14 protein-coding genes are annotated in these 12709 nt (G+C 66.0%); 7 read left to right on the top strand and 7 right to left on the bottom strand.

All coding sequences use genetic code 11. The features are described from left to right. Positions 1-29 precede the first annotated feature (29 nt). On the bottom strand, positions 30-200 hold the full coding sequence (locus M2341_RS00445) for a hypothetical protein (protein ID WP_264577089.1): 171 nt from the start codon (positions 198-200) through the stop codon (positions 30-32). A gap of 133 nt (positions 201-333) precedes the next feature. After that, positions 334-1035, bottom strand: coding sequence for an NnrU family protein (locus M2341_RS00450; RefSeq protein WP_264583819.1), 702 nt, complete (start codon positions 1033-1035; stop codon positions 334-336). Between the two features lie 101 nt (positions 1036-1136). Between M2341_RS00450 and M2341_RS00455 the strand changes: the two genes are divergently transcribed. The 3 genes from M2341_RS00455 to M2341_RS00465 all read left to right on the top strand — a co-directional run bounded on the left by M2341_RS00455 (position 1137) and on the right by M2341_RS00465 (position 4230). Then, the gene (locus M2341_RS00455) at positions 1137-2324 is read left to right on the top strand and encodes an aminodeoxychorismate synthase component I (RefSeq protein WP_264583820.1); all 1188 of its coding nucleotides are present in this window, start codon (positions 1137-1139) and stop codon (positions 2322-2324) included. Positions 2325-2359: 35 nt separating this feature from the next. Further along, entirely contained in the window at positions 2360-2953 is a 594-nt protein-coding gene (locus M2341_RS00460; RefSeq protein WP_264585949.1) for an aminotransferase class IV, read from the top strand. Positions 2954-3027: 74 nt separating this feature from the next. Beyond that, positions 3028-4230, top strand: coding sequence for a pyridoxal phosphate-dependent aminotransferase (locus M2341_RS00465; RefSeq protein WP_264583821.1), 1203 nt, complete (start codon positions 3028-3030; stop codon positions 4228-4230). A gap of 320 nt (positions 4231-4550) precedes the next feature. Here the strand turns inward: M2341_RS00465 and cobT are convergent, their stop codons facing one another. Next, positions 4551-6377 (bottom strand): cobaltochelatase subunit CobT, encoded by a 1827-nt coding sequence (gene cobT / locus M2341_RS00470; protein ID WP_264583822.1) that lies wholly within the window; start codon positions 6375-6377, stop codon positions 4551-4553. A 241-nt stretch (positions 6378-6618) separates the two neighbouring features. Between cobT and M2341_RS00475 the strand changes: the two genes are divergently transcribed. After that, positions 6619-7233: a PEPxxWA-CTERM sorting domain-containing protein gene (locus M2341_RS00475; protein WP_264583823.1), complete on the top strand. Its 615-nt coding sequence runs from the start codon at positions 6619-6621 to the stop codon at positions 7231-7233. A gap of 45 nt (positions 7234-7278) precedes the next feature. On the opposite strand, the gene cobS is transcribed toward M2341_RS00475, so the two are convergent. The 3 genes from cobS to M2341_RS00490 form a co-directional block, all read right to left on the bottom strand. After that, positions 7279-8286, bottom strand: a complete 1008-nt coding sequence (cobS, locus tag M2341_RS00480; protein WP_264571700.1) for a cobaltochelatase subunit CobS — start codon at positions 8284-8286, stop codon at positions 7279-7281. Between the two features lie 84 nt (positions 8287-8370). Next, complete coding sequence (locus tag M2341_RS00485; protein WP_264583824.1) at positions 8371-9681, bottom strand: Hsp70 family protein; 1311 nt, start codon at positions 9679-9681, stop codon at positions 8371-8373. Positions 9682-9746: 65 nt separating this feature from the next. Beyond that, positions 9747-10370 carry a J domain-containing protein gene (locus tag M2341_RS00490; protein ID WP_264583825.1) on the bottom strand — a complete coding sequence of 208 codons (624 nt, stop codon included), beginning with the start codon at positions 10368-10370 and terminating at the stop codon, positions 9747-9749. A 50-nt stretch (positions 10371-10420) separates the two neighbouring features. Here M2341_RS00490 and M2341_RS00495 point away from each other — a divergent pair, with 50 nt between their 5' ends. From M2341_RS00495 to M2341_RS00505, 3 genes are read left to right on the top strand one after another with little or no spacing between them, the layout of a single operon-like run. After that, the gene (locus M2341_RS00495) at positions 10421-10705 is read left to right on the top strand and encodes a BolA family protein (RefSeq protein ID WP_181561141.1); all 285 of its coding nucleotides are present in this window, start codon (positions 10421-10423) and stop codon (positions 10703-10705) included. Continuing rightward, positions 10668-11180 carry an NUDIX hydrolase gene (locus tag M2341_RS00500; RefSeq protein WP_264583826.1) on the top strand — a complete coding sequence of 171 codons (513 nt, stop codon included), beginning with the start codon at positions 10668-10670 and terminating at the stop codon, positions 11178-11180. Before M2341_RS00495 ends, M2341_RS00500 begins: the two co-directional genes overlap by 38 nt. Next, positions 11177-12085 carry a tyrosine recombinase XerC gene (locus tag M2341_RS00505; protein WP_264583827.1) on the top strand — a complete coding sequence of 303 codons (909 nt, stop codon included), beginning with the start codon at positions 11177-11179 and terminating at the stop codon, positions 12083-12085. The genes M2341_RS00500 and M2341_RS00505 overlap by 4 nt, the downstream gene beginning before the upstream one ends. A gap of 7 nt (positions 12086-12092) precedes the next feature. Here M2341_RS00505 and M2341_RS00510 read toward each other — a convergent pair whose 3' ends face one another. Beyond that, complete coding sequence (locus tag M2341_RS00510; RefSeq protein WP_264583828.1) at positions 12093-12704, bottom strand: DedA family protein; 612 nt, start codon at positions 12702-12704, stop codon at positions 12093-12095. Between the last annotated feature and the right edge of the window lie 5 nt (positions 12705-12709).

The following is a 12709-nucleotide window of genomic DNA, read 5'->3' on the forward strand; positions in this document are numbered from 1 at the left end:
GGCGCCGGGGCAGTTCCCCCGGCCGCAGATCAGAAACCGGCGTCGAGTCGGCGCAGCCGCATGGTGGCGCCGATAAAACCCATCACGCAGATCATCAGCGACCAGCGCGCCGCCTCGGGCGCGGAACGCAGCAACAGCGCAAGGCCCAGCGCCGCGAGCAGAGCCACTATTGCGCCTGCGATCCTGCCAAACCCGAACATGATACGCCTTCCGCTCCCGCGATAGCCGATGACACGGATTCGCCATGCGCCGAACAGCGGCTGACAATCCACGACATTGACGGTGCCGGCTGGCCCAAACCGGGGTGGCCCGTCGATTTTGGGAAAGACTGTGTCATCCAATCCACAGCCAGGGCGGCACGAACGGTCCGCCCAGCAAGGGATGCGCCCAGGCGGCACCGAGCCAGAGGATGACGCCGCCGAGCACCGGGGCGACGCCCGGCCACAGCGCGCGCCACTCCGCCTTGCCGAACAGGAGCGCAGCGAATGGCACAAAGCTCGTGCGCGCCTGCCACTGACGCCATGGCGCACCCAGCAGCCACGCCTTCTTCCGGTCCTGCCCCAGCGCGCCCGCACTGGCGAGCAGGGCGATGCCGCCACTCAGGATCAGCGTCCGTCCGGATGGCCAGAGCGTGGCGTGAACCAGCGCCCAGAGAATGAAGCTCCACATCATCGGGTGGCGAGTCAGGGCATACACACCCTGCGCACGCTCGGGTGCCTTCAAATGCCCGGTGGGGTCGACCATCGCAGGATTGCCGATGAGCGAGCCGACTAGCATGACGCTGGCGAGCGCCATCACCAGCCCGCCAAGGTGCCACAGGCCGATGGGCGCCATCCACAGCAGCGGCGCGGCGGGCGCGGCCCGGAAAGCGAGGATCGTCCAGCCCAGCGTGGCAAAGGCGGTGAGGGTATAGAGGCCAAGAAAGCCCCGCTCGCCCAGCCGCGCCACCAGAGGCGCACGAAGGGGATGGGACAGGAGAAGGTGCGTGCCGACGAAGCTCCCCATCGCCAGAGCCAGATGTATCAAAGCCTGCATGAGACGTGCCTCCTCGACGCTGCCGCCTGTCCAGCTTCTACACCGAGTCTGACGGTGCTGAAACGCTGGCCTTGATGCCATCACGCTGCCAATAGGGCGCCATGACTCGCCCCGCCCTGCCCATATCGTCCGACGCACCCTTCGTGCTGCTCGATGATGCGCGGGTAGATGGATCGGGCAGTGCAACACTGTTCCGCGACCCGGTCGACATCATCCGCGCCGAACGGCTGGCCGATGTACTGCCTGCGCTGGCGCGGGTTGAGGCTGCCGTCAAAACCGGCCTCCACGCCGCCGGCTACCTCTCTTATGCGGCGGGCCACGCGTTCGAGGCGCGGCTGAACGGCTATGCGCCGCGCGAGGGCGATGCCGGGCCCTTGCTCTGGTTCGGCTTGTTCGACGCGCCCCAGCCCATCGCGGCGGATGCCGTGGATGCGCTGTTGCCGGAGACGCCCGTCACGATCGGCCCGATCGAGCCGATGATCTCGCGCGCGGACTATGGCCGCGCCATCGGGACGGTGCTGGACTATATCCGCGCTGGCGACATCTATCAGGCGAACCTGACCTTCCCCGCGCGCGTCGCCATCGATGGCGATCCCCTCGCTGCCTATCGCGCCATCCGGCCCCGCGCCGCCGCCGGCCATGGCGCCTTGCTGCGCCACGACGGCCGGCATGTCCTGTCTTTCTCGCCCGAGAGCTTCTTCACGCTGGCCGATGGCACGGTGACGACCCGGCCGATGAAAGGCACCGCGCGGCGCGATGCGGACCCGGCCCGCGATGCCGCCGCCGCGCGTGACCTCGCCAGCGACCCCAAGCAGCGCGCCGAAAATCTGATGATCGTTGACCTTTTGCGCAACGACATCTCGCGCGTGACGCAGGCGGGCAGCGTCGCGGTGCCGGCGCTCTTCCATGTGGAGCATTATCCGACGGTCCATCAGATGATCTCGGTCGTCGAGGGCCGGCTGCAACCGCAACTTGGCCCGGCGGACGTGCTGCGCGCCCTCTTCCCTTGCGGATCGATCACGGGCGCCCCCAAGCTCCGCGCCATGGAGATCATCCGCGAGGTCGAGCCTTTCGGGCGCGGACTCTATACGGGCAGCATCGGCCATATTGCACCGGACGGCACCGCACGGTTCAATGTCGCCATCCGCACCATCGTGTTGGAGAAGGACGCCCGGACGGGCATCGTGGGGCTGGGCTCCGGCATCGTTGCGGACAGCCAGCCCGAGGCAGAATGGCAGGAATGCCTCGACAAGGGACGGTTTCTGGCCGTTGAGGAGAACGTGCTTTGATCGCAAAGGCCCATCATTTCGACCTCATCGAAACCATGGCCTTCGATCCCGAAATCGGCCTGCCGCTTCTCGACCTTCACATCCGGCGACTCGAACGCAGCGCGCACGAACTTGGCTTCATTCTCGACCGGCATGAGCTGCGCAACGAACTGCAGGCCGCGACCTTCGGCTTTGTCGAGCCGAGGCGCGTGCGCATCCTGCTCGGCCGGATCGGCACGCTCAGTATCGAGGTTCGCGAAATGCCGCCCTTGCTGGAGGGACCGGCGCCGGTGAGCATCGCGCCCCGCCTGCTCGGCGGAGACGATATTCGCGTGCGGCACAAGACCACGGACCGGCGCCATTATGAAGTGCCCCTGCGGCAATCGGGCACGTTCGAAGTGCTGCTGACCGACGAGGCCGGCTATCTGACGGAGGGTTGCTTCACCAACCTGTTCGTCCAGCGGGGCGAGACCCTGCTGACGCCACCCCTTGCGCGCGGCCTGCTGCCGGGCGTGCTGCGCCAGAGCCTGATCGACCAGGGCAAGGCGCAGGAGGCCGACCTGCGGCCGGAAGATCTGGCAGACGGTTTCCTCATCGGCAATGCCGCGCGCGGGCTGATGGCTGCGAGGCTGGTTGCGCCGCAAGGCTGAGCGCACTATGCACCGCGCCGTCCGGGAGCGTCCCGGGCGCCACGCGCATCATCCCTGACTGTCAGGAGCTTTCCATGTCCCGGACTTCCGCCGCCCTCGGCCGTATTCAGCCCAGCGCCACGCTCGCGATGACCGACAAGGTCATTGCCCTCAAGCGGGAAGGCAAGGACATCATCGGCCTTTCCGCCGGCGAGCCGGACTTCGACACGCCCGATTTCGTGAAGGATGCCGCCATCGCCGCGATCCGCGGTGGGCAGACCAAGTACACGAATGTCGACGGCACCGCCGAGCTGAAGGAAGCGATCGCAGCCAAGTTCAAGCGCGATAACGAGCTCTCCTACAAGACGAGCGAGATCAGCGTGAACTCGGGCGGCAAGCACACTCTGTTCAACGCGCTGATCGCGACGGTGGAAGCCGGCGACGAGGTCATCATCCCCGCGCCTTATTGGGTGAGCTACCCCGACATCGTGAACTTTGCCGGCGGCACGCCGGTGATCATCGCGGCCGGTGCCGACCAGCTCTACAAGATCACGCCGGCCCAGCTCGACGCGGCGATCACCCCCAAGACGCGCTGGGTGCTGCTCAACTCGCCCTCCAACCCGACGGGCGCGGCCTATTCCGGCGAGGAGTTGATGGCGCTCGGTGAGGTGCTGCGCAAGCACCCGCATGTGCTGATCCTCACCGACGACATGTACGAGCATGTCTGGTATGCGCCGACCCCGTTTAAGACGATCGCGCAGGTCTGCCCGGATCTCTACGAGCGCACGCTGACGGTGAACGGCGTGTCCAAGGCTTATTCGATGACCGGATGGCGCATCGGCTATGCCGGTGGTCCGCAGTGGATCATCAAAGCGATGGCCAAGCTGCAGTCTCAGTCGACCTCCAACCCCTGCTCGATCAGCCAGGCCGCGGCGACGGCCGCACTGAATGGCGACCAGAGCTTTCTCATCGAGCGCAACGAGGCATTCCGCAAGCGCCGCGATCTGGTGGTGGCCATGCTGAACGATGCGCCGGGCCTCAATTGCCCGACGCCGGAAGGCGCCTTCTACGTCTATCCCGATGCCGCCGGCTGCATCGGCAAGACCACGCCCGAGGGCAAGACCATTGCCACGGACGAGGACCTCATCACCTATTTCCTCGAGAGCAAGGGCGTCGCAGCCGTCCACGGCGGCGCCTTCGGCCTCGCCCCGGCCTTCCGCGTGAGCTACGCGACCTCGGAAGAAATCCTGCGCAAGGCCTGCACGCGCATCCAGGAAGCCTGCGCCGCGCTGAAGTGATAAAGGACAGGCCGGCCTGAGCGGGAACGCTGGGCCGGCCTGCCTCCAGCGCCGCCTGATGGGCGCCATTGCCGGCGTCGGCACGGATATTCTTCGAGCAGCTCTCCGTTCGTCCTGAATAGCTGCTGAGCCCGTCGAAGCAGCGTATCGAAGGACCGGCCCGTGCGCTGCGATGCTTCGATACGGCTCTTCGATATGCGCCTGCGGCGCTCCTCAGAGCCTACTCAGCACGAACGGTAAAGATCGGCGAAGACCGCTTCGGTGTCATGATCGGAGCTTCCCCAGGCGAAGAAACGCTCCCCGACGCAAGGCTCGTCCAATTAGTCCTTGTCGAACAGCGCCGCGAGCTGCTCCACCATCGCCCCGCCCAATTGCTCGGCATCCATGATCGTCACGGCGCGCTTGTAATAGCGGGTGACGTCATGGCCGATGCCGATGGCGATTAGCTCGACCGGTGAGCGCCCTTCGATCCAGCCGATCACTTGCCGCAGGTGCCGCTCCAGATAGGTGCCGTTGTTCACCGACAGCGTCGAATCGTCCACCGGCGCGCCATCGGAAATCACCATGAGGATGCGCCGCTCCTCGGACCGGGCGAGCAGGCGGTTGTGCGCCCAGAGCAGCGCCTCGCCGTCGATATTCTCCTTGAGCAGCCCCTCGCGCATCATCAGGCCGAGGCTGGCCTTGGCACGGCGCCAGGGCTCATCCGCCTTCTTATAGATGATGTGGCGCAGATCATTAAGACGACCGGGCCGGGGCGGGCGCCCGGCGGCGAGCCATTGTTCGCGACTCTGCCCCCCTTTCCAGGCGCGGGTGGTGAAGCCCAGCACTTCCGTCTTCACGCCGCAGCGCTCCAGCGTGCGGGCCATGATATCCGCGCTGATCGCTGCGATGCCGATGGGCCGCCCCCGCATCGAGCCGCTATTGTCGATCAGCAGTGTCACCACCGTATCGCGGAAATCGGTGTCCCGCTCCATCTTGTAGGAGAGCGAGTGCGCGGGATTGACGACAACGCGCGCCAGCCGCGCAGCATCGAGCATGCCTTCTTCCTGATCGAAATCCCAGCTGCGGTTCTGCTGGGCCTGCAGGCGCCGCTGCAGCCGGTGCGCCAGCTTGGAGACCGCCCCCTGAAATGGCGCGAGCTGCTGGTCGAGAAAACCACGCAGGCGCACGAGCTCGTCGGCGTCGCACAGGTCGAGCGCCGTCACCACCTCGTCGAACTTCGTCGTATAGGCATGGTAGTCGAAATCCGGCGGCAGGTCTGACAAGGGGCGATTGGGGCGCACGGGCATGGCGCCATCGTCATCCTGCGCGTCGCCATCGCCATCCTCGTCCGAGTCGCCGTCCTGCTCCTCGCGCTCTTCGGACATCTCCTCGCCCGGCTCGCCCTTATCCTCGCCGCGCGTGTCGGCGCGGGACTGATCGTCCTCCTCGCCCTCGTCTTCTTCCTTGTCCTGATCCTGCTGCTCGGATTGCTCGTCCTGGTCCTCGTCATCTTCGTCGGGCGATTCGGGGGGAACCTCCGCGCGCACCAGCTCGAGATGCTGGAGCATCGAAAGCACCTTGTCCTGAAAGGCCTGCTGATCGTCGAGGCACAAAGACAGGCCTTCAAAGTCGTCAGCGGCCTTCTCGTCGATCCACTCGCGCAGAAATTCGATGCCCTTGAGCGATTCAGGTGGCGGCGCTTCCCCGGTCAGCTTCTCGCGCAGCAGCAAGGCAACGGCACCCTGCACCGGCACTTCATCGGCCGATTGCGCGCGCGTAATTGGGTCGGAATGGGTGCGCATGTCCAGCGCGGCAGCGAGATTGGCGCGCATGCCGGCGTAGTTCTTGGAGCCCAGCGCCTCATAGCGGACCATCTCGACGGCATCATAAACGGCACGCGCGGCGGGCTCGCTCGGCGCCCGCGCGGAATGGAGTCGCGCATCATGGTGGCGAAGCTTGAGCGCGAAGCTGTCTGCAAAGCCGCGCGCGAGCGCGACCTGATCCGCCGGCAGATTGCGCGTCGGCGTGGGCACCTTGATCTGCTTGCCGGCGAGGTGCGGTGCATCGGGCGTGAAGCCGAGCTCAACCTCGGCATCATGCGCGACAGCGCGCGAGGCGCCGGTGAGAACTTCCTTGAAGCGGTCGAGGGGGGAACGGTCAGCCATGATGTACAATGGGCTGGTCCAGTGCCCCGATCCTGTCAACCCTCCTACCCTTTGGCAGAGCGGCCCATCCCAGCCCGTCAACCTTTGTACGCGCAGCTGTGCCGCTGTGGAACAGCACCCAAATTATTAGGATTTCTTGGTTAAATCCGTTTTCGAACGCGGCCTGCCTGCCTATCAGCGTCCCCAAGGGACGGTGCTGGAGCGGCCAGGTCGCGCAGCTTTTGTGATAGGACGATTGCCGATGATCCGGACTGCCTGCCTTGCCGCGACGCTGACGAGCGGCGCACTCCTGCCGATCCAGAGCGTCAGCGCGGCGGTCAATCTCAATGCGCGCATCGCCCTGCTGACCAGCATTCTGCACACCGAGGCCAGCTTCTCGCAGCGCGATTTCAGCTTTGCGATCAACAGCGGCGGCAGCCAGCAGATGGTCTTCAAGGGCCTGGATGGCGTGCGCAACTTCAACAATTATACCCAGCTCAACAATTGGCTGGGCCACTATGCGGATTCGCAAGGCGTTTTCGAGGGCGGCCAGTACAAATTCACCCACTCCGTGCTCGACAGCTATTTCACCAGTCCGGCACCTGCCACGCCGATGGCGACCGTGACTGAACCGACGCCAACCGTGTTCGAAGGCGCACCCTACAAGTTCACCCATTCGGTGCTGGGCAGCTATTTCGACGAGGCCGCGGAGCCGCAGGCAGCGTCGCACACGGAGACCGCCGGCCCGCTGATGCGCGCGATGATGGCGCCGCCGCCCGCCATTCCGGAGCCGGCGACCTGGGCCATGATGATTGCCGGCTTCGCGCTGGCCGGCGTCGCCCTGCGCTACCGGGTGACCCGCACGCGCATCGCCTGATCACCCATTCGCGAAGGCGGCCCGCGCTCGGGCCGCCTTGCCGCGTCAGGCGCTCTTGCCAACGACGCTTTCCGGCAGATCCTTGCCGAACACGCGCTGGTAATATTCCGCCACCAGCGCCCGCTCCGCCTCGTCGCACTTGTTTAGGAACGACAGGCGGAAGGCGAAACCGACATCCTTGAAAATCAGTGTGTTCTGCGCCCATGAGATCACGGTGCGCGGGCTCATCACGGTGGAAATATCCCCGTTGATGAAGCCCTGACGGGTCAGTTCGGCGACGCGGATCATCTTCGCGACTTCCTCGCGCCCGCCGGGATGATCATATTCGCCGGACTTGGCGAGCACGATCTGCGCCTCGGTCTCGGCCGGCAGATAATTCAGCGTCACCACCAGATTCCAGCGGTCCATCTGCCCTTGGTTGATCTGCTGGGTACCATGATAAAGGCCCGTGGTGTCACCCAGGCCGACCGTGTTGGCGGTGGCGAACATGCGGAACCAGGGGCTCGGACGAATCACCCGGTTTTGGTCGAGCAGGGTCATCTTGCCGTCCGCTTCCAGCACGCGCTGGATGACGAACATCACGTCGGGCCGACCGGCGTCATATTCGTCGAACACCAACGCCACCGGGCGCTGCAGGGCCCAAGGCAGCAGGCCTTCCTTGAACTCGGTGACCTGCTGACCGTCCTTGAGGACGATGGCGTCACGCCCGACGAGATCGATGCGGCTGATATGCGCATCGAGGTTGATGCGGATGCAGGGCCAGTTGAGCCGCGCCGCGATCTGCTCGATGTGAGTCGACTTGCCGGTGCCGTGATAGCCCTGCACCATCACCCGGCGATTATAGGCATAGCCGGCCAGGATCGCGAGCGTCGTGTCCGGGTCGAACACATAGGCTGGGTCCGTATCCGGCACGCGCTCGTCCGCTTCGGAAAAGGCGGGGATCTCCATGTCGATATCGACCCCGAACACCTCGCGCGCGCTCACGACGCGATCGGGCGCATCGAGCAGCACCTCGCTGCGCATGTCGGAATTGGTGTTGGGCAGATCGGTCATAGTCATCATCTTCCTGCGAGTCACACAGCCCCTAACCGATTGCCGCGCGCCCTGTCGATAGAAGGTAGGGTTCCATCAGGCGGATCAGACCGCCCATTCCGCCGGATCGTGCTCCAGCCCGATCAGCGCGAGACCGTGCGCGATGGATGTCAGTTCTCCGCCGGTCGCGATCCGCTCGGCACCGAACCGGCGTTCGAATATGGCGCGAATCGCAGGGATGAGCGACGATCCGCCTGTGAGGAACACGCGGTCGATGGCGCCGGCGTCCAATGCGGCGTCTGCCAGGGCCTGATCGACCGTCTCCTCGATCCGCGCGACATCCAGCGCGATCCAGCGCTCAAACTGGGCACGCGTCACATCGGCATCGATCACCAGATCATCGCTCTCGAAGCGGAAATGCGCTTCATCCTCGCTCGACAGCGCGCGCTTGAGCTGGCCGACCGCATCGTACAGCGCATAGCCGAGCTCCCGCTCGATGATGGCGATCATTCGCCCTATGGCAGCAGGATCGACGGCGGCACGCTGCAGCCGCGCCAGCTCTTCCATGGTCCGCCGGTTGCGCATCAGGGCGAGCCGCGACCAATCGGCAAAGTCCGCGAAATGGCTGCGGGGAATTTCCAGGACCTTGTCGAAGGAGCGATAGCTGCCGCCCTTGCCGAGCATGGGAAGCACGAGACGATCGACGATGCGGTAATCGAACCGGTCGCCCGCAATGCCGATGCCGGCATGACCGAGCGGCTCGCAGCGCCGCCCGTCGCCCGCCGGGCGCATCCGCACGACGGAAAAATCGCTCGTGCCGCCGCCAAAGTCCGCGACCAGAACCGTCGCCGGCTCCGACAGGCGGCTGGCGAAGCTGAACGCCGCGCCGAGCGGTTCGTAGACATAATGGATATCGGTGCCGAAGGTGCGGAACATGGCATCGTAGCGGGTGCGGGCCAGCGCCTCATCCGGTCGCGAGCCAGCATAGCGCACCGGTCGGCCGACGATGATCCGTTCGGGCCGCTCATCCGGCCCAGAGCCGAGCGCGCCACCGGCATGGGCGACCATGCGCTCCAGAAAGGCCTCGCCCAACTGCTCGAAGGTCATGCGCTGATCGAAGATGCTGGCATGATCGAACAGCGGGCTGGCGGCGACCGACTTGAACGACTGGATGAAGCGCGAACCCTGCGGAAATTCCAGATACTCCGCAATGGCCCACGGCCCTGCCTCGCGCGCCAGCGCCGCCCGGCGGTCGCCCTCTTCCCAGAAGCAGAGCGCGGACCGGAAGACGGCGCCCGTCGCCTTGTCGCCCGAGAACTCCAGCATATGCGACGTGCCGTCTTGGGCAATCGCGGCAACGCTGTTGGTGGTGCCGAAGTCGAAGCCCATCGCACGGGCCGGCGTGCCGGTCGCCATATCAATCACCTTCCTGAAAGCGGGCCGGCGCCTATGGCAGCGCAGACCGGGCGCGGCAAGGTCCGTCAGGCGAAGGCCGGCGCCTTGCGGAGATGGGAATAGGCCGCGATCACGTCCTGCAGCGCCTTCTCATGCGCACGGTCGCCGCCATTATGGTCCGGATGAAAGCGGCGGACCAGCTCGGTATAGCGGGTGCGCAAGGCGCGCCGGTCGGCATCGGTCGAAAGGCCGAGCGACTTGAGGGCAGACCGATCCGCGCCGGACAGCGGCTTGCCATCCTGCCGTTGCGCGGTTTCCGCTGCCCGCATCTTGAAGCGGGCGCCGATCGCATCGAGCGGATCGGAGAAATCGGCCCAGCGTGGCGGCGGCGTGCCACTCGCTGCGGCCGACGAAAAGGCCCGCGTCTCTCGCTCCCAGCCGCCATAAGGGCGCTGCGCCTGCGTGATCTCCTCCGGGCTCATCCCCTTGAAGTAATTATACTCGGTGTTGAACGCGCGGATGTGCTCCAGGCAGAACCAGCGCCATTGCGGCGGACCATCGGGTGCGCCGCGCCTTTCCTCGGGCGGCGCGCGGAACTCGCCTGCTTCCATGCAGCCGGGGTGCGAGCAGCGGCGCGCCTCGCCTTCCACGCGGCCGTGAAAGCGCGTGTGGCGGCGCGATGCACCCTGATTGAACCCCGACCCTGACACGACCGTCTCTTCCCTGTGGCTGCGTGAACCAAAACGCCTATATAGGGCGCATGGTTGACGCTTCGCTAGGCCCGGTCGGGCAAGAGATCGCACAGCGGCTGGAAAATGCCCTGTCCCCGCAACAGCTCGCCGTCATCAATGACAGCGCCAAGCATCGCGGTCATATGGGCGATGATGGCAGCGGCGAAAGCCACTTCACCGTGGAGATCGTCGCCGACTCCTTCACCGGCCAATCCCGCGTTGCGCGGCAGCGCATGGTCAACGCGGCGCTCGCCGATCTGCTGCGTGAGAAGGTGCATGCCCTCGCCATTCGAGCCCGCGCGCCGGGTGAATGAGCAGGTGAATGAGCGGGGCGTGACCCGTCGCGCGAAACGTCCGGCGGCCCGCCTGCTGGTCACCGATCCGCAAGGAAGGCTGCTGCTCTTCCGCTTCACGCCCGATGATCGCCCGCCTTTCTGGGTGACGCCCGGCGGCGCGGTCGACCGGGGCGAAACATTTGAGCAGGCCGCGCGGCGCGAACTGCGCGAGGAGACCGGGCTCGACCTCGAACCCGGTCCGCTCGTGGCGGTGCGCCATGTCACCTTCGTCACGCTCGAGGGCATTCCCGTCGATGCCGAGGAGCGCTTTTACGCGGTCCCCGTCGCGGAGGCGCGAATCGATACGGCGGGTCACACCGATCTCGAAAAGGCCGTCATGCTCTCGCACCGCTGGTGGGCGCCGCAGGAACTCGCTGCCCATGACGAGGCCTGGTATCCGGTCGATCTGCTGGACATCTGGCAGGAGCTGCTCGCCAGCACCGTGCCGTCATGACCGGCGAAACGCGGGCAGGGCTGCTGGAAGGCTGGCGCGGGCATCTCGCCCAAGGCCGGCGCCGCTCGCTTCACACCGTGCGCGCCTATGTCTCCACCGCCGAACGCCTGCTCGACTGGATGGCGGACATGGACGGCCGCCCGCCCACATCGGCGGCCCTCACCAAGCTGACGACAAGCGATTTGCGCGCCTATCTGGCGGCGCGCCGGGCGGAAGGCATCGGCAACAGTTCGGCGGCGCGGGAGCTCTCGGCCCTGCGCGCCTTTCTGCGGTTCGTGGGCGGCGAGGGCGCGACCATACCCGTCATGCGGGGGCCGCGCGTCAAGCCCGGCGTGCCGCGGCCGATCAGCCCGGATGAAGCCGTCGCGCTCGCCGAGGACATTGCCGAAACAGCGCGCGACGGATGGATCGGCGCGCGCGACTGGGCCGTGCTGATGCTGCTCTACGGCGCGGGGCTGCGAATCAGCGAAGCCTTGGGACTGACCGGCGATGCCCTGCCGCTGGGTGAAACGCTGCGGGTGCTCGGCAAGCGGGGCAAGACACGGGTGGTGCCGTTGCTGCCGCAAGTGCGCAGCGCGATCGAGGATTGTATCGCGCTCTGCCCCTATCCGACGGCCAAGGATGCCCCGCTGTTCCGGGGCGCACGCGGCGGGCCGCTGTCTCCGGCGCTGATTCGCCGCGCCGTGCAGGGCGCGCGCGGCCGCCTTGGCCTGCATGACCGCACGACACCGCATGCGTTGCGCCACAGCTTCGCCACTCATTTGCTCGGGCGCGGCGCGGACCTGCGCTCCCTGCAGGAACTGCTCGGCCATGCCAGCCTGTCCTCCACGCAAATCTACACGCAGGTCGACGCGGCGCATCTGCTCGATGTCTATCGCAACGCGCACCCCCGCGCGGAAGGATAAGACATGATTACGGCCGGTCGCGTGGCTCGCTCTTCCAGGTGAACAGCCGCCAGAGATAGCCGACGACCAGAAACGCCACCGCGATATTGGTCAGCGGGCCAAGATAATCATCGATGCGCGCGAACCGCACGCCGAGATAATAGCCCGCGCCGACCAGTATCACGTTCCAGATCAGCGCGCCGCCGGTCGTCCAGATGACGAAGCGCCAAAACGGCATGGCGAACAGCCCCGCCGGCAGCGACACAATCGTGCGGAACACCGGCATGAAGCGGAAGATGAACACGATCTTGTCGCCATGGCGCAGGAAGATTCGCTCCAGCCACTCGACCTCCCGCCACCGCAACGTCGCCCAGCGGCCATAGCGCTCGACCAAGGGCCGCAGTCGCGCATAGCCGAGGCAGAGCCCAAGATAATACCAGAACAGATTGCCAATGGTGGTGCCGATGGTCCCCGCTGCCAGCAGGGGCACCACATCCATCTTCCCCTGGCCGACGCGAATGCCGCCAATGCCCATGATCAACTCGGACGGAATGGGCGGAAACACATTTTCCAGCACCATCAGCAGGGCGATGCCCCAATATCCGCCGGCATCGATCAGATGAACGACCCAATCGCTCATCTGTC

It is taken from the genome of Sphingobium sp. B7D2B (assembly GCF_025961895.1).
Lineage (GTDB): Bacteria > Pseudomonadota > Alphaproteobacteria > Sphingomonadales > Sphingomonadaceae > Sphingobium.